14 protein-coding genes are annotated in these 17,677 nt (G+C 64.5%); all 14 read right to left on the bottom strand.

Going from position 1 to position 17,677, the window contains the following annotated elements:
- Positions 1–81 precede the first annotated feature (81 nt).
- Entirely contained in the window at positions 82–894 is an 813-nt protein-coding gene (locus tag IAE33_RS21565) for an SDR family oxidoreductase (protein WP_201165026.1), read from the bottom strand.
- Positions 895–918: 24 nt separating this feature from the next.
- Positions 919–1,383, bottom strand: a complete 465-nt coding sequence (locus IAE33_RS21570; protein ID WP_201165027.1) for a multidrug transporter — start codon at positions 1,381–1,383, stop codon at positions 919–921.
- A gap of 132 nt (positions 1,384–1,515) precedes the next feature.
- Positions 1,516–2,958, bottom strand: coding sequence for a mannose-1-phosphate guanylyltransferase/mannose-6-phosphate isomerase (locus tag IAE33_RS21575; RefSeq protein WP_201165032.1), 1,443 nt, complete (start codon positions 2,956–2,958; stop codon positions 1,516–1,518).
- Between the two features lie 36 nt (positions 2,959–2,994).
- Entirely contained in the window at positions 2,995–3,642 is a 648-nt protein-coding gene (locus tag IAE33_RS21580; RefSeq protein WP_201165034.1) for an alginate O-acetyltransferase AlgF, read from the bottom strand.
- A gap of 17 nt (positions 3,643–3,659) precedes the next feature.
- On the bottom strand, positions 3,660–4,817 hold the full coding sequence (locus IAE33_RS21585; protein ID WP_201165036.1) for an alginate O-acetyltransferase: 1,158 nt from the start codon (positions 4,815–4,817) through the stop codon (positions 3,660–3,662).
- Between the two features lie 10 nt (positions 4,818–4,827).
- Positions 4,828–6,288, bottom strand: a complete 1,461-nt coding sequence (locus tag IAE33_RS21590) for an MBOAT family O-acyltransferase (protein ID WP_201165037.1) — start codon at positions 6,286–6,288, stop codon at positions 4,828–4,830.
- Between the two features lie 121 nt (positions 6,289–6,409).
- The gene (locus IAE33_RS21595; RefSeq protein ID WP_201165039.1) at positions 6,410–7,501 is read right to left on the bottom strand and encodes a mannuronate-specific alginate lyase; all 1,092 of its coding nucleotides are present in this window, start codon (positions 7,499–7,501) and stop codon (positions 6,410–6,412) included.
- A gap of 7 nt (positions 7,502–7,508) precedes the next feature.
- On the bottom strand, positions 7,509–8,951 hold the full coding sequence (locus IAE33_RS21600) for an alginate O-acetyltransferase (protein WP_201165040.1): 1,443 nt from the start codon (positions 8,949–8,951) through the stop codon (positions 7,509–7,511).
- 13 nt (positions 8,952–8,964) lie between these two features.
- Positions 8,965–10,524, bottom strand: a complete 1,560-nt coding sequence (algG, locus tag IAE33_RS21605; protein WP_201165041.1) for a mannuronan 5-epimerase AlgG — start codon at positions 10,522–10,524, stop codon at positions 8,965–8,967.
- Between the two features lie 18 nt (positions 10,525–10,542).
- Positions 10,543–12,018, bottom strand: a complete 1,476-nt coding sequence (locus IAE33_RS21610) for an alginate export family protein (protein WP_201165042.1) — start codon at positions 12,016–12,018, stop codon at positions 10,543–10,545.
- Positions 12,015–13,448: an alginate biosynthesis TPR repeat lipoprotein AlgK gene (gene algK / locus IAE33_RS21615; protein ID WP_201165068.1), complete on the bottom strand. Its 1,434-nt coding sequence runs from the start codon at positions 13,446–13,448 to the stop codon at positions 12,015–12,017. The genes IAE33_RS21610 and algK overlap by 4 nt, the downstream gene beginning before the upstream one ends.
- A gap of 21 nt (positions 13,449–13,469) precedes the next feature.
- The gene (locus IAE33_RS21620) at positions 13,470–14,636 is read right to left on the bottom strand and encodes an alginate biosynthesis protein Alg44 (RefSeq protein ID WP_201165043.1); all 1,167 of its coding nucleotides are present in this window, start codon (positions 14,634–14,636) and stop codon (positions 13,470–13,472) included.
- A gap of 36 nt (positions 14,637–14,672) precedes the next feature.
- On the bottom strand, positions 14,673–16,154 hold the full coding sequence (locus IAE33_RS21625; protein ID WP_201165044.1) for a glycosyltransferase family 2 protein: 1,482 nt from the start codon (positions 16,152–16,154) through the stop codon (positions 14,673–14,675).
- A 70-nt stretch (positions 16,155–16,224) separates the two neighbouring features.
- Entirely contained in the window at positions 16,225–17,541 is a 1,317-nt protein-coding gene (locus IAE33_RS21630) for a nucleotide sugar dehydrogenase (protein ID WP_028635233.1), read from the bottom strand.
- Positions 17,542–17,677 lie beyond the last annotated feature (136 nt).

Below are 17,677 nucleotides of genomic sequence, written 5' to 3' on the forward strand. Positions count from 1 at the left end.
AACGTAGGAGCGAGCGCAGCTCGCGATGCGCCGCGCGGGCGGCGCTCGATCCGCGCACCACCGCACAAACCACGTCCTACCTCAAAGCCCGCGCAACAACCCAAACCGTTTGCGCAACACCCAGTCCAGCAGCCGCCGCGGCAGCACTCGCGCCAATAGCGGCAGGGCGGTGCTGCCATTGCCGAGCCTGACCAGCACCGGCACAGGCGAGCGCCGCGTTGCCGCCAGTACACCCCGAGCAAAGCTCGCCGCGGGGGTGGGCCTGTCCTGGGAGGCACGGGCCCTGGCCTGGATCTGCTCACGTAACGGCCACCAGGGCGACGCCGGTGCCAGCAACTGCTCAGCCTCGTGCTGCGCATGGCTGGCAAACTGCGACGCGATGGCACCGGGCTGCACCTCCATCACCCGAACGCCGAACGGCGCCAGCTCCAGGCGCAGGGCGTCGGTCAGCGCATGCACGGCGGCCTTGGAGGCGCAGTAAGCCCCGGCGAACGGCGTCACCAGCACACCCGACACACTGCCGATATTGACTACCAGGCCTCTGGACCGGCGCAGCAACGGGAACAACGCGCGGGTTACCCCCACCAGCGCGAACACATTGGTCTGGAACTGGCGCTGCATGGCGTCTACCCCACCATCGAGCAGGGGCCCCATGGCGCCGTAGCCTGCGTTGTTGATCAGGATATCGAGGGTGGGCAGTTCCTCGGCCAGCCGGGTCAGTGCCTGCGAATCATTGACGTCCAGCGCTCTGGCGGTAAAACCTGCAGCGGCCAGGCGCTCAACGTCTTCAGGTTTGCGGGCGGTGGCCCACACCTCATGGCCGGCATCGCGGAAGGCGTCGGCCAGGGCGCGGCCGATGCCGCTGGAACAACCGGTGATCAGAACGGTGGGCATGGCAGAGCCTTAGGCCAGGGGCGGTTAGTTGGCGAAGGTGCCTTGCAGGTGCTCGGCGCGGAATTCCAGGGTTTGCGCACGGTAGCCTGCGCGCAGTGGGGGCAATGGCAGGCAGTCGCTCCAGTGGGCACCCGCCTGCAGTTCGCCAGGGCCACGGTAGCGCGGTGCGTTGTAGGTGTTTTCGGCAAGGTTGACGGTGTCGCCCGGCGCATAGGCGGCCACCCGCCAGCGCAGTTCGGTGAGCGGCACCGTGTTGTCGTTGCGGATTGTGACTTGCAATGGGCGGTCGGCCGGGCATTGGGCAGGTGCATGGACCAGCCGCAGGTCTACCCGCGCCAGTTGCGACGCCTCGCGGCTGTCCTGCCAGATGACGAACAGCGCCACCAGCCCCAGCCCACCAATGGCCGCCAGGGAGATCGGCAATGCCTTGGCCGGGTAGCGCAGCAGCAGTACCAGCCAGGTAAGGATGAGCAGGGCGCCGATGATCATGGGGATGCAGACCTGAGTTGCGCGGGGTCTGAGCATCGTAGCGTGAAATGGGAATGGGCTCAAAACGGCGGCAGTCACTGCCTTGACCCGTTCGAGCCCATCGCTGGCAAGCCAGTGCCTACACCGGCCCCATCAACCCAGGCCGGTCGCGCCCTCTGCCGCCACCGAGGTACGCCCATACACGTCCTCGAAACGCTCGATATCGTCCTCGCCCAGGTAGCTGCCCGATTGCACCTCGATGATCTCCAGCGGGATCTTGCCGGGGTTGCGCAGGCGGTGTACCGAGGCGATCGGGATGTAGGTGGACTGGTTCTCGGTCAGCAGGAATACCTTCTCGTCACAGGTGACCTCGGCGGTGCCGGACACCACGATCCAGTGTTCCGCCCGGTGGTGGTGCATCTGCAACGACAGGCTGGCGCCCGGCTTCACGGTGATGTGCTTGACCTGGAAGCGGCCGCCCATGTCCACCGAATCGTACGAGCCCCACGGGCGATAGACCTCCAGGTGGTTCTGGGTTTCGCTGCGGCCCTGCGCGTCCAGCGACTTGACCATCTGTTTCACGCCCTGAACCTTGTCCTTGTGCGCGATCATCATGGCGTCCTTGGTCTCGACCACCACGATGTTCTCCAGGCCGATCACCGACACCAGCTTGCCGTTGCCGTGGATCATGCAGTTGTGGCTGTCCTGCACCATCACGTCGCCCTTGGTGACATTGCCGTTGTCGTCCTTGTCGTGCACATCCCACAGCGACGACCAGCAACCCACGTCGCTCCAACCGGCCGACATCGGCACCACACAGGCGCGCCGGGTTTTTTCCATCACCGCATAGTCGATGGAGTTGTCCGGGCAGCAGGCGAAGGTGGCTTCATCGATGCTCAGCGTGTCGCCATCGGCCTGGCTGCGTTCCAGGGCCAGCATGCAGGTGTCGTAGATGTCGGGGTCGTGCTTTTTCAGTTCTTCGATGAAGCGGCTGGCACGGAACAGGAACATGCCGCTGTTCCAGAAGTAGCCACCGGCCTGGACGAACTCGGCAGCGCGCTTTTCATCGGGCTTTTCCACAAACTGGGCCACCCGCGCCACCCCTTCGGGCAACAAGGCATCCTGGCTGGAACGGATGTAGCCATAGCCGGTTTCAGGCTTGGTCGCCGGCACCCCGAACAGCACCATCTCGCCACGTTCGGCGGCTACCGTGGCCAGGGCCAGCGCGCGCTGCAGGGCCTTCTGGTCATCGATCACATGGTCGGCTGGCAGTACCAGCATCAGCTCGTCACGGCCTTCATTCACCAGCTTCATGGCGGTCATGGCCACGGCTGGCGCGGTGTTGCGCCCGAATGGCTCCAGCAGGATGCCCTGGGTTTGCAGCGACAGCGCGGCCAGTTGCTCCTGCACGATGAAGGTGTGGTCCTTGTTGCAGACGACGATGGGCGCATCCATGCCTTCGAACACCAGCCGTTCGATGGTTTGCTGGAACAGCGTGTGCTCGCCGGTCAGGGCCAGAAACTGCTTGGGGAACTGCTTGCGCGACAGGGGCCACAGGCGCGAACCGCTACCACCAGAAAGAATTACCGGGATCATCGTGTTTCTCCACTAGTCATCGAGGGGTAGTTGAAATCAGTTGCCCGATACCGGGCGGGTGACCCAGACCGGCGACAGCGCGCTGCCGGAACCGGTGACGTACAGCACGGCCGCTTCGCCGCGCTCCAGGGCGACGGGTTTCACGTCACCCACTTTCTTGCTGCCCTGGTACAGCGCCAGGTTGACCTTGACCGGGTTGATTTCCCGTTCGCCACGGCCGTGGGCGGCCACCGGCTTGACCACTTCGGTCTTGCCGTCGGCGGTTTTCAGGGTGAGTGACTGGTCGCTCAGGTTCTGTACGCGTACCAGGGCCTTCTGCTTGTTCTTGAACGGCGGCTCCTCCACCAGCTGCGGGTTGCCGGTACCGCTGTTGACCAGGGTGTAGTACTTGTCGGAGGCCAGTTGCACCGGCACCTGCTTGCCGCCGACTTGGGCGGTGTAGTCACCGCCTGGCAGGAAGCTGAAATCGCTGCTGGCCTGGGCAGCCACCTGCTTGATCTGTGTGTTGCCGACGCTGGCGGCAGCCGGTGCGCTGGCGGCGTTGAACAGGCGTACGAAGGTAGAGCCTTTTGGCGCGCTCGGCCCATAGAGGGCGGCGTCGGCGCCGGCGAAGGCCTGCAGTGATGCCAGGGACAGGCCAGCTGCGAGGGTGAGGGCCTTGGCAATGGAAGTTTTAGGGGTCATGTGCGGTTTCCTCTCTATCAGTGGGGCGCCCGGGTGGACGACATGGCCAGGTTTGCTTCGGACTTGCGGGTGTTCTTCAGCTGCGCGATCCACTGCGGATCGAAGCGGCTGAGGTCGGTTTTCATCGGCAGGTAACGCTCGGGGAATTCCCACACCACCACTTGCGGCGGGGCATTGCGCAACGCGTCGCTTTGCAGGTACTTGAGCATCGGCACCAGCGGCCCGTGGCCGTCTTCGGCGTAGTTGGCCACGTCGCTGCGCAGCGCCTGCTGCAGGGCCCCCAGGAAATTCCAGTGCGGGTTGGCGCTGTAGCTGGTGCCCACCAGGGCCACCGGAATGCGAGTGTCGGCGAACAGCGCGTCATCGCCCTGTGCTTCGGCCTGCGCCGGGCGCGTGGTGCGCTGCTGCAGGGTGTCGGGTGCCGGCAGCAGGTTGCTGAACAGCGGGTCCAGCGGCAGGAAATGGGTCAGGTCGCCCTTGTACGGGGCGGTGGTGCCGGCTTCGGTAACGAAGGCCTGTTGCTCGCCTTCGAGCAGGTGCTGGCGGCCGACCGCTTCGGCCAGGGCCTGGGCTGCGGTCTCGGCGCCCATCGGTGTCCAGTGGGTGTCGGTACGCAGGAACACCTGGCCGCGGGCCTTGGCCTGTTCCAGCGGCGCCATCAGGTCTGGGGCAAACACCCCGGCCTGGCGCGCCCTGGCATGGAAGCGGTTATACAGGTCGTCGTGCAGGCTGGCCGGGCGTTGCTTGCCAAGGTACTCGTCATACACCCGCGCCTTGGCCGGTACGATCGCCAGTACCAGCTGGCTGCCCTGTTGCTGCAGGGTGTCGCGCACCCCACGGATGAGTGCCAGGTTGTCCTGCATCCGTTGCTCGGCGCCAGCGGCGGGCTTGAATTCCTCGTCGCTGTACAGCCACTGGTCGCGCCCCAATACCACACCGGGGCGGCCCTCGTTGAACAGTTTGAAATCCATGGCCGCCCACAGGTTGGTGCCCAGGCGCTTGATCGGGAACTGCGCGTCGTAGTGCGTCTCGGCGGCCTTGGCCAGCTTGCCGTCCAGCAGGGTCATCGGCGCCGTGCGCTGGAACCCCTGCAGGCCACCAAGGGACCACACGCCCATGCCTACCAGCAGGCCGAGGAACGACAGGGAATAGGTGATGCGTAATGTGCGGGTCATGTGAGGCCCCTCAGAACTGGAAGTACAGGAACGGCGAGTAGCTCTGCGCCGAAAGCTTGAGGACCGAGGCGGCGAACAACAGCAGCACCAGCACACGGGTCAGCACCCGCGTCACGTCCATGCCCACCGAACCGTCGGCGTTGACCTGCGCCGGGGTGGGCAGGGCCGCTGCCGGGGTGGCCGTGCGATAGAAGTCGCGCAGGCCGAACCACGCCAGGGTGAGGTAGGCAATCACCAGGGTGGCCACCTGCAGGCCGGTCAGCTGGGCACGGTTGAGCTCCGACAGCTGCCAGTCGCCGAAGCTGAACATAGCGCCATACATGCGGCCGGCCACGTGCAGGTTTTCGGCGCGGAAGATCACCCAGCCGACCACCACCAGCAGGAAGGTGAATGCCCATTTGACCGGGTTGAAACGCTGCGGGTTGGTGTCGATGCCCAGCGCGCGTTCGATCGCCAGCCACATGCCGTGCCAGGCGCCCCAGAGGATGTAGGTGAAGTTGGCGCCGTGCCACAGGCCACCCAGTAGCATGGTCAGGAACAGGTTGCGGTAGGTGTTGAAGGTGCCTTTGCGGTTGCCACCCAGGGTGATGTACAGGTAGTCGCGCAGCCAGGTCGACAGGCTGATGTGCCAGCGGCGCCAGAACTCGGTGATCGACTGGCTGATGTACGGCTGCTTGAAGTTCTCCATGAAGCGGAAGCCCATCATCAGGCCAAGGCCGATGGCCATGTCGCTGTAGCCACTGAAGTCGAAGTACAACTGCGCGGTGTAGGCCAGTGCCCCTAGCCAGGCGTCACCGGTGGTGGGTGCCTGCAGGGCGAAGCAGTGGTCGGCGACCACGGCCAGGGTGTCGGCGATGAACACCTTCTTGATGAAGCCCTGCATGAAGCGGGTGCAGCCTTCGGAGAACTTGTCCAGGGTGTGGGTGCGGTTGTTGAACTGCTCCACCAGGTCCTTGAAGCGCAGTACGGGGCCGGCGATCAGGTGCGGGAAGATCGCCACGAACGCCGCGAAGTCGATCAGGTTGCGGGTGGCCGGGGTGTCGCCGCGGTACACGTCGATGATGTAGCTGATGGACTCGAAGATGTAGAACGAGATACCGATCGGCAGCAGCACGTGGGTGAGGATGAACGGCTCCAGGCCGAACGAGGTGACGATGGCGTTGAGGCTGTCGACGCCGAAATTGGCGTACTTGAAGTAGCCCAGTATTGCCAGGTCCACGCCCACGCCCAGCAGCAGCCAGCGCTGCGCCGGCTTGGTACGCACGCCGGCTGCACCAACCTTCAGGCCGATCCAGTAATTCCACAGGGTGACGCCGGCGAACAGGGCCAGGAAGTCCACCCGCCACCAGGCGTAGAAGATGTAGCTGGCGACCAGCAGCAGCAGGTTGCGATAGCGCTGCCCGCTCAAGTAGTACAGGCCGAGAAAGATCGGCAAGAACAGGAACAGGAACACGTTGGACGAGAAGACCATCCCGGTTCTCCTAATTTGCTCACAGCATTCAGGGCAAACGCCCCCCAAACCCCCCACGCAGACGTGGTGGGCTATCTAGACTTTCCGTAGGCGCGCGTTTACCCGCGCCTACGGGCTTGCGTCAGTTTTTCGGGTCATACACCCGGGTCATGTCGCCACCCATGCGGAAGCTGTTGAACGGCTGCATGCCGTGCTTGCGCTGCAGGGTGTCGCCCACGCAGTGGTACAGCGCACACCAGGGTTCGAGCCAGGCGTACTTGGTGTCCACTTTCAAGTCCTTCATGTCCTGTTTCTCGCCTGCCCGTTCGGCGAAATGGCGCGGGTCGCGAGCACCGGCCAGCACCCCTTCGCCCAGGCGCTGCAGGGCGAAGTTGTTCTCGCTGCGCAGGTCCACGCCGTTGGCCTGGGCGAAACTTGCGATCAGCGCCAGCGGCGGCAGGGCGTAGTTGTGGTAGGCCAGGGCGCGCTGCCTGCGTTTGATCTCATTGGGCAGGAAGCCCTGCTCGTCGACCTGGTTGGCGCCCACCTTGTATTCCTTCACGGCCCAGTCGAACAGGTCGCGGCGGTCGGTGGCCACGGCAGTGGCCATCACCGACCAGGCTGCCCAGTAACTGTGGTTGTTGATCTTCTGCAAGGGCAGGTTGCTCCAGTCGCGCACGGTCTGCTCGGCCAGGCGGGCGAACCACTTTTCGATCAGTTCGGCCTCGGCCTGGTGGGCCGCCAGCGGTTGCGAACGGGAGAACTTCAAGCGCAGCCAGGAGCCGCTCATGCTGCCCAGCGCCCATTTGCGCATCGACTTGCCGGTGTGGTTGTACTGGGTGGACATCAGCGCATCGGCCCGGGCCCAGGTGCCCAGCCAGGTCAGTGCGCAATCGAGCTGCGCCGGGCGGCCGTCACGCATGTACTGGGTGACCATCTTGCTCACGCCTTTTTCAAGGGTGGTGATGGCTTCGGTCGAGGTGCGGAAGGCGTGTTCGGAGTCGAGGTTGAGGGTGGCCCGCGCCTTGTCCGAGCCCTCGTACTTGCTGCGAAACTGCAGCGCGCCGGTATAGGGTTTGGGCGCAGCTTCACAGCGGAACTTGCTGTCGCCGGTCTTGAGCTTTTCGATGCCTTCGTAGTACCCCTGCGGCGGTACCAGGGCGGCTTGTGCGGCACTGCCGCACAGGGCCAGGGCGAGCAGGGCGGGGCGCAAGATGTGCGTGTAATGGGTCATGGTCGCCTCACTGGCCGGCTTGCGCGGTGTGCGCAGGCCCGGCGAAGTTGTTGCGTTTGCAGAGCTTGGCCTCGACGTTCTGGGTGCCTTTTTCCGGCCCCTGCACCTCGAAGGCCAACAGGCTTTGATCGGCCCAGTCCTCGTCTTCGCGCATCTGGAACACGAAGCGGCCGTCGGTATCGGAGGTCTCCGGTTTTTCCAGCTTGATGTCTTCGTGCCGGCCGTTGAGGTACCACAGGGTGGCTTGCAACACCTTCACCGACGGGTCTTCGAACTTAACGTCCATCTGCAGGTTGCGGTTGACCAAGGGCTTGATGACACCACCCTTGCCATTGACCATCAGTTGGTTCTGGCCAGGCTTGAGCGCAGTGCTGGCGCTCATCAGCGCGGGGCGGTCGTCACAGCCATCGTCGAGCAGGCCGAGGATCTGTCGCCAGATGGTCTCCTGGTCCAGGCGGTACAGCGGCGAGAACTCCCACACCAGGATCTTCGGCGGGTTCTTCCGGAATTCCTCGCTGCCCAGGTACTGGATCATCGAGCCTTCAAGGCCGCCGCCGGGGAAGGCGACGTTCAGCACGTCGGCACCGATGTACTGCTCCAGAAAGCCGGCAAAGTTGTAGTTCTTGCCGCTGTGGCTGGTGCCCACCAAGGTGATCTGGGCGTTGCCTTCGTCGCCGAACAGGTCGTCGCCATCGCCGCTGGTACCCTTGGGCTCGGTGCTGAACTGGTCCATGTACTGCACGGCGTAGCTGGTGCCGCACAGCTGCCCGGCCACGTTATGCAGGGTGCCGGTCTTGCCCATGCGCCCAGACTTGGTGGTTTCGAATTCCTTGCGCGGGATGCCCTCGAAAGCCGGCATCTTGTGCACCGTGTCGGCCACGATTCGCGCGGCGCGTTCGGCGCCGTACGGGGTCCAGTGCTGGTCGCCGCGGAAGTAGAAGTCCTTGCCCTGGTCGGCAGCGGCCAGTTGCTCGTTGGTCAAGGGCGACAGGTCGGGCACGTTGTAGCCCATGCCGGCAAAGCGCTTGAGCATGGCCTGGTAGTTGCCCAATGCCTTCTGGTAGTTGAAGGCGGCTTTTTCAGCCGGTTCGAGCATGTTGCGGTTCACCAGGCCACGGGTGGGCTGGTACACCACTACCAACTCGACACCGCGCTTCTTGAAGGCGTCGTGCACCTGCTGCAGGCGTTTGTAGCCGGCCTGTGTGGTGTCGAATTCGGTGCGCAGGTCTTCCCGGGTACGGAACAGCCAGTCCCCTTTGGCCTGCACCAGCGTGGTGAAGTTCTGCTGGTAGCGGGTGGTGTAGCGGCTGGCATCGTGCGCTTCGGGGCACAGCTGGCAGCACGGCTCGGCGGTGAAGGTGGGGGCCTTCACCTGGTCGGCGCGCGCGCCCTGGCTGATGGCCAGAAGGGCGCAGGTAATGCCCAGCAGTTTGAGGGTGTGTGCGGTCATGGTCGGGGCTTCCTTAATCGATCATTTCGGCCTGGCGTTCGACCGGGTCGATCAGCACAGCCTTCTGCTGGCGCACCAGCAGGTCGAGGATTTCGTCCTGGCGCTGGCCCAGCACGCCACTGAGGGTGATACCGCTGGCCTTGCGCGGGGCCAGCATGGCCACCTTGTACAGCTCCACCGACAACGGCGAGTCGATGGACAGCGGGCCGGAGCCGTTGGCCACCAGCTGCCCGCCCACCACAATCAGCGACACCTTGGTATCGAACGGGTCCAGGGCGATGTCGCGGTCGGTATCCGACAGGTCCTTGATATGGCCGTACACCCCCACCAGGCCGTTGGCCATGGCGACGTTTTCGTACAGCCGGATGTTCACGCTGTTGCGCACGCGGATGCCGTGGCGGCGGTTGTTGACCAGCTTGTTGCCCCAGATCAGGTTGTCGCCGCTTTCGTACAGGGTGATGCCATCGGTGTGGTTGCGGTAGATCTCGTTGTAGGCCACCAGGTTGTTGATGCTGTTACGGTCGATCACTACCCCGGAGAGCTTGTTGTCGAAGCTCTTGTTGTTGATGATCCAGCTGTCGTTCACCTCGCGGGACACGATGATGCCGTGCTTCTTGCGCGTGCCATGCACCGTGTTGCCGGCAATGATCAGGCCATGGGAACGGTCGTGCGGGTCGATGCCGTAGACGATGTTGTCGCGGTAGGTGTTGTCCTTCACCACGAAGTCGCGGGTTTCATAGCAGTAGAAGCCGTACCACATGTCGCTGAACTGCGACCCGATGATCCAGCCGGTCGGCTCGGGCCGGCCCATGCGCCTGGCCAGGTTGGGCGTGTACTGCGAAATGCTCACGCCGTAGGACTTGGACTTGGCATAGCCGAGGCTGGCCATGGTGGTGTTGACGATGTAGGTCTCGGTGCCGCCCCACGACAGCAGGAACGGGCGAAACGCCTTGGGCGAGCGGAACGTGGCCGGGCCGTTGCTTTGTTCGCGCCAGCCGGTCACCTGGGTGTCGGTGACGAACAGCTTGCCGTCGTTCACCAGAAACGCACCGCCTTCCTCGGACAGGCGCAGTTGCCTGACCTTGCTGTTGATCTCCAGCGTGCCCTTGCGCCCGACCACGATGGGCAGGCGTGCCAGGTACACGCCCGGCTGCACTTCGTTCAGGTACTGCCTGGGCACCTGGCGGCTCAGTTGCGCCAGTTCGACATGGCCGTCATCGATGAAGATGGCCTGTGGAATGCCGTGCTGGCGCTGCACCCACTCGGCGGCCTTGTTGTCGCCGCCGACGAACTCCTTGAGGCTGTCTTCCTGGAACATGCGGCGCACCGTGACCTTGCCCGGGTGGCTGCGGTCGATCTTGCTCTGCACGGCTTGCGCGGTGTAGCCGGAAAGGTCGGGCAGCGTGGGCGGGTCCATGTGCAGCGGTTCGGTCGGCGCGCTGGACACCGTATAAGTGCGGGCCTGCTGCAGTTCCTTGGCCAGCAGGCGCGGCTCTGCGGCGGCGGCCAGGCCGCTGGCGAGCAGCAGGGCGCTGGCCAGCAGGCCGTGGCGCAAATGTGGATGAAGGTTCATGGCAATCCCCTTGCGGCCTCAGAAACGCCAGATCACATCGACGAAGGCGCGGTGCATGTAGCTGTCCGCCTCCTTGCCGTATGCATCGCCCGGCTTGAATACCCCGGCGCGCAGGCGTACCAGTGCGGAGGGCTCGTCGATGGCCTGGCTCATCGACGCCGGCAGCAGGCCTTGCTTGAAGTACTTGGTGACGACCACGTCCATTTCCTGGCCGAGGTCCTTCTCGCCATCGATCAGCGGGCGGTTCACGCCGTTGTCGTTGACCACTGCGTTGATGCCGCTGGAGCCGATATTCTGCTTGCCGTCCACGCGCCAGAACTTGTGGTAGATGAAGCTGGCGTCGTAGTCGTCGCGCAGTTGCCAGGAGGCGAACAGGGTGGCCGCCTGCAGGTTGCCCAGCTCGCCGCGGAACGCTTCGCCAAAGCGGTGCACGCGCGACCGGGTGCCGGTGAAGTTGGAGCGGTTGCTCTCAAGGCCGGTCTGCTCGAAATTGTTGCCGCCGTCGTCCCCACCTCCACTGCCGCGCGCATAGGCGGCGCCGACCTGCCACTGCGGGTTGAGGCGCAGGCGCATACCCAGGTCGGTGGCCCAGGCATTCACGTCACCGCGCTGGGTGCCGCTGGCCACTTGCTGGTCGCCGACCTGGCGGCTGCCGAGGGTGTCGCGGTTACCGGTCAGCCAGGTCAGGCTGCCCCAGTAGTTGATGCTGTGATCGTTGCGCCAGTTGTAGGCGTCGCTATTGGCTTCCAGGCCCAGCCAGGTCAAATCGCCGGTGCGGGTCTTGTCCAGCGCATCAACGGTTTCACCCGGCCTCTTCAAGCTGCCGCTGTCATGGGTATGGTGGGCGCGCAGGCCAACCCAGTGGCCAGGTGTCCACTGGGTGGCTATGTTGCCGTAGACGTGGGTGCGGTCCTTGTCCTGTGGCGCCAGTTCGGTGAGGTCGGTGCGGTATTCGCTGAAGCGCTGGGCAATGCCCAGGTCGGCCTTGAGCAGGGTGGTGTCGAAGGTCCAGTTGAGGGCTTCGATGTTGGTGTCCCGCCACATGGCGTCATCGCTGCGCAAGCGCTGGCGGCCTAGGCGCAGTTGCTCGCCGGGGTAGGCGGTGAGGCCGCTGTAGCCAACCCAGAACTCACGCATGGCCAGGTAGCTTTTGTCTGGCTGACGGCTGTCTTCAGCCGTGTCGGTGGTGGTGCCGTCGTCGTTCTGGCGCAGGGTGTCGGTTTCGATGGTGTCGGTAGCGGTGACCGCCTGGCCCATGGCGTAGGCGCTCCAGTTGCCGCGCTCGCCGTACACCCAAGGGCGCAGGTCCAGGCCCAGGCCATTGACGTCGCCACCGGGGCGGGTGCCCAGGTCGCGGTCGTCTTCGGACTGGCCAGTGACTTTCACTTCCAGGCCGAAATTCTTGTCGGCGGTCAGCTGCGCCAGGGTGGGGCAGGACCACAGCAGGGCGAAGCTCAGGCCGATGCCTGCTTTCATGAAGGCATTGAGCGTCATAGCGAATCCTCGGCGTCTTCGTCTTGTTCATCGCCCTGCAGGGCCTGGAGGGCCAGAATGCCGTTGGCGCCTTGCGCCATGGCACTGCGGGCCTGGGTTTCCTGGGCGAGCGTGTGCTGGGCCTGGTCGCGCTGCTCAGGCGTGAGCTGCTGGTCGAGTTGCTGCAGCAGCTCGGCAGACTGCGGCGTAGGGTTGGCCTGGGCGAGTTGGGCGAACACCCAGGCGTCGGTGGGCTGCGGGCGCACGCCGTGGCCTTCGCTGAACAACTGGGCCAGGGCATAGTCGGCGCTGTTCTGCCCGCCGCGGGCGGCGGCCAGCAGGTTGTCCAGCGCCTTCTGCGGCTCGACGTTGCCCAGGTAGCCGCGGCGGTACAGCTGGCCCAAGTAGTAGCGGGCGCTGGTCTCACCGGCCTCGGCAGCCGCTTGCAGGTGCTGTTCGGCCTTGGCAGCGTCGGCGGGTACGCGGTTGCCTTCGTAGTACAGGCGGCCCAGCAGCAGGTCGGCGCGGGGTTGCTGCGCGTCACGGCCTTTTTCGAGGTAGGCCAGCAACGGGTCGGTATCGCCCAGCTCAGGGAAGTCGTACAGCAACTGCGCCAGGCTCACCCAGGACGCCGGGTTGGCCGGGGCGATGTGTTCGAGCAGCGCCTGGGCGGTTTTCTCGTCGGTCTGGCCAAGGCTGCGATCAGCCAGCACCCGGGCCACGCTGTCTACCCGGGTGCCCGGTACGGCGCCGCGGGCGTAAGCCGACTTGAGTTGCTTGAGCAGGGCGGCCTGCTGCTCGGCCTGGCCGCGTTTCTGGTAGACGGTGGCCAGTTCCACATAACAGCTGTCGGCAGTGGCCAATGCGGCCTTGCACAGTTGTTCGACCTCGTCCAGGTGCTGGTCGTAGGTGCCCTGGGTGCGGTACAGCAGCACCTGGGCCACGCCCGCCTCCGGGTAACCGTCGGCGCGCCACTGGTCGATCTGTTTCTGCGCATTGATGCTGGGGAAGCTTTGCGGGTACACCAGGTACAGCATCGCCAGCGGGATCAGGGTGTTGCCCTGGCCCTGGCGGGCGGCGAGCTTGAGCAGGGTTTGCGCCTCTTCGCGTTCGGCCTGGGTGCTGCCGGGCTTTGCCACCAGCAGGCGGCCCAGGCGCGCCTGGGCACGGGGCGAGGTGGCTGCGGCAGCGCGGTAGGTCGCCTCGGCCTGTTCGAGCTGCGCCGGGTTGCCGGTGGCCACCTTGATGTCGGCCAGCCCCACCTGGGCGTCGCTGTAGCCAAGGTTTGCCAGGGCCTGGTAATTGCGCTCGGCCAGTGCGGTGTCCCCGCGCTTGAGGGCTTCGTTGGCCAGGCGCTGGTCGGGCAGGCCCGCGCAGCCGGCCAAGGTCACGGCCAGGGCGAGCGTGCACCAGGTGAAGGGGCGAGGGCACAGCCCTTGCAACGGCGGCATGCAGTTCATCACGCGTTCCCCTTACAACCCACGGGCTTGAGCGCTGTCGAACAGCCCGTTCAACGAGGGCCCACGGTCGCTGCTGACCGCCACCGGGCGCCCGGCCAGCTCTGCCGGCAAGCCGCTGTCGGGTTTGATCTGCACGCGGATGTCGGCAGCCAGGTCTTCGCTGTTCAGGCTGCTGCTGCCGACGATCTGGCCAGTACGCACCTGGTCTTCACCGGCGACCTGGAAGTTGACCCGGGTGCCTGGCTTGACCTCGTCGAACTGGCGGTAGCTGAAGCGTGCTTCCACGGTCGGGGTGGTGGTGCGCGGGATCAGCTGGAAGATCGGCTGGCCCTTGGCGGCGTACTGGCCGTCGTCCACCCACTGGCGGGCGACCACACAGTCACAGGGGCTGGTGAGAGTACCGGACAGCTGCTTGCCGAACAGCTCTTCGATCTTGGCCGGTTCCAGCTGTGCGTCGTCCATGCTGCCCTTGAGCATGTCCAGCATGCTGGTGGTGAAGCTGGCCAGGGGCGCACCCTTGCCGATCTGCCCGCCGGCCTGCACCAGGCTGTTGACGGTGCCGTCACGGGGCATGGTGATGGTGGTGGCGGGCACGGCGACCACGCCGGCTTCGGCGCGGCTGACGAAGTACATGCCGTACAGCGACTTGGCGACAAAGCCAAAGGCGGCGATGCCCACCACGAACACACCCAGGGTCACACTGACCGCCTTGAAGCGGCCAAAAGGGGTCAGGCCGCTGCCGCTGTCCTTCTGCTTGCGCGCCTTGGTGAAGTTGTCACGTTGCAGGGTGCTGAGCACGTCGCCCAGGGTGATCAGCTCACCGGACAGGTGGCTGGTGATGAGGTGGCGCAAGGTGGCGATATCGCGGGGTTCCAGGTTCTGGAACTGCGCGCCGGTGCGGCCGTCGCCTGCGTTGTAGGCACGTACCTGGAACTCGATGTCCATCGACAAGCCGAGGTTGTCGACCGTGAACTGCAGCCGCCCGCGCAGCACCTCGCCCACGGCCAGCGGCTGCTGGGTATAGAAGCTCAGGCCACCCGCGGACAGGTCCTCGACCTTGACTTCGTGGGGCTGGCGCTGGGCATCGAGGAAACGCAGTTTGGCAGGGATGCGGACCCGGGCATGCTGGCGCTGGGCTTCGGACTCATGCACGACGTTGACGTTCACGGCGGTATTCATGGGGCTCTGTTCCTGTAAGTTCCGATCCGGGTTGGGTCACACGACCATGAACAGCACAGCGACGAAGATGCTGGCGGCCGAGAAGGTCATGGCCCGCGAGGACCAGGTGTTGAACCATTGTTGAAAGCTGGCGAGGTCACGCTTGAGGGCAGTGGGCTGGCGCGTCCACGACTGCTTGTCGAGGCGGAAGAACACGTAGATCTTCATCAGCGCGCCGATGATCTGGTTGTAATAGAGGATCAGCGGGTAGGCCGGGCCCGCGCTGTGGCCTGAGCACAGCAGCATGATGGTGAGGATCAGCCGGGTGATGCCGATCCACAGCAGGTACACCAGCAAGAAGGCCAGGCCGAACTTGAGGCTGGCGATCACCGCTACGGTCAGGCCCAGCAGGCTGGTCCACATCGACACCCGCTGGTCGAACAGCACGATGCCGGTGAACAGGCCCAGCCGGCGCAGGCCCAGGCCCAGTGCGCGGGAGTTCTGCCGCAGGTTGTTGCCGTACCAGCGGTACATCAGCTTGCGGCTGGCCTTGAAGAAGCTCTTTTCCGGCGGGTGTTCAACCGTGTTGATGGCTGCGTCCGGCACATAGAAGGTGTCGTAGCCCAGGCGCATCAGGCTGAACCAGCTGGATTTGTCGTCACCGGTCAGGAACTTGAAACGGCCCAGGCGCCAGTGCATCAGCGAGTCGCTTTCCACGTCGGCGATAAACTCGGGGTCGGTCACCACGCTGGCGCGGAACATCGACATGCGCCCGGTCATGGTCAGCACGCGCTTGGACAGGGCCATGGAGCACATGTTGATGTGGCGCTGGGCGAAGCGCAGCTTGTGCCATTCACTCATGATGTAGCCGCCGCGTACTTCGCAGAACTCGTTGGTGGTCAGGCCACCGACGTTGGGGTAGAGCTTGAACCAGGGCACGGTCTTGCGTACCACGCCGTCGGCCAGCACGGTGTCGCCATCGATCACCGCCACCACGGCATTTTCGTCCGGCAGCATGCGCGAGATGGCGCGAAAGCCGTAGGCCAGGCCGTCCCGTTTGCCGGTACCGGCAATGCGCACGATGTCGAGGGTGACGTGGGGCGGCGGGTTGTACTTGGCCCACAGGCTCTTCACCAGCAGTTCATCGGACATCTCCACCAGTGAGCACACCACGGTGGTAGGGAAGCCGCAGTTGATCGCTTCACGGATCACCGAGCTGTACACCTGGGCGGTGGTCAGTGCTTCGATGCGAAAGCTGGTGACCATCAGGTACACATGCGAGGGGTCGGCGGCCTTGCCCATGCGCTGCACCTTGCGGCGCAGGTACGGGTACACCCCGTAGAGAAAGATCATGCCGCGGATGAAATGGGTGGCGCCCATGGAGTAGCGCCAGATGCCGACTGCGCCGACCAGGAAGATGAAGTGCTTGGACTGCGCGTCGAAGATGTCGGCTGGCAGGGCCAGGGCGATCAGCATGAGCAGGCTCATGTAGAGCAGCCAACCGGCGCACTGCAACAGCACTGTCTGAAGCCTTTGCATGTTCAGCATCCGTGGAGAATTCAGAAGTAGAGGCAACGCGGGGAGGTGCCCGCGTCGCGGGGCCCGGCCGTTACCAGCAGATGCCTTCGGTACGGCCTTGGGCGCTGGTTGGCTTGCTCATGAAGCCCACCAGGTCGATCACCTGTTTGCCCGCCGGTGCCTTTTGCGCCAGGGCGCGGAACTGCTCGTCACGGTTGCCCAGCACGATGATGTCGGCGTTGTCGATCACCTTCTGGAAGTCGGCGTTGAGCAGCGAGGACACGTGCGGGATCTTCGACTCGATGTACTCCTTGTTGGCCCCGTGAACGCGGGCGTACTGCACGTTCTCGTCATAGATATCGAGCTGGTAGCCTTTGCCGATCAGGCGTTCGGCCAGTTCCACCAGTGGGCTTTCGCGCAGGTCGTCGGTGCCTGCCTTGAAGCTCAGGCCCAGCAGGGCGACCTTGCGCTTGTCGTGGCTTTCGATCATGTCGAAGGCGTTCTGCACCTGGGATTCGTTGCTGCGCATCAGCGAGTCCAGCAGCGGCGCCTTCACGTCCAGGCTGGCGGCGCGGTAGGTGAGGGCGCGCACATCCTTGGGCAGGCACGAGCCGCCGAAGGCGAAGCCAGGACGCATGTAGTACTGGGACAGGTTGAGCGCCTTGTCCTGGCACACCACTTCCATCACTTCGCGGCCATCCACGCCCACGGCCTTGGCAATGTTGCCGATCTCGTTGGCGAACGTGACCTTGGTGGCATGCCACACATTGCAGGTGTACTTGATCATCTCGGCCACTTCGACCGACTTGCGGATGACCGGGGCATCCAGCTCCTCGTACAGGGCCTGCAGCACGTCGCCGCTGGCGCTGTCCAGTTCACCGATGACGGTCATGGGCGGCTGGTCGTAGTCCTTGATGGCGGTGCTTTCACGCAGGAACTCCGGGTTCACCGCCACACCGAAGTCGATGCCGGCGCGTTTGCCCGAGCAGTCTTCAAGAATCGGGATAACCACGTTCTTCACAGTACCCGGCAACACGGTGCTGCGGACCACGATGGTGTGGCGGCTGGCCTTTTCACGCAGCACATAGCCGATTTCACGGCACACCGACTCGATGTACTCAAGGCCCAGGTCGCCGTTTTTCTTGCTCGGCGTACCCACGCAGATCATCGACACGTCAGTGGCGCGGATGGCTTCGGCAAAGTCGGTGGTGCCGCGCAGGCGGCCATTGGCGATACCCTGTTGCAGCAGCGTTTCCAGGCCCGGCTCGACGATGGGCGACTTGCCGTGATTGATCAGGTCGATCTTGGTAGCGGACACGTCCACACCGATCACTTCATGGCCACGTGCCGTGAGGCAGCCTGCACAGACTGCACCTACATAACCCAAACCAAAGATGCTGATACGCATCGCTATCACCTCATGTGTTTATCATGCCGACACTGTTCGCCAGCGTCGAACTGGGTTGATCAACCGCAATTTCTGGGCGCAAGGGGGCGTGGCAGATGCACACTTCGCCAAGCGCAGATAAAGTAAGTTGTTCAGC

This window comes from Pseudomonas sp. S60 (assembly GCF_016647865.1).
In the GTDB taxonomy this organism is placed as follows: Bacteria; Pseudomonadota; Gammaproteobacteria; order Pseudomonadales; family Pseudomonadaceae; genus Aquipseudomonas; species Aquipseudomonas parafulva.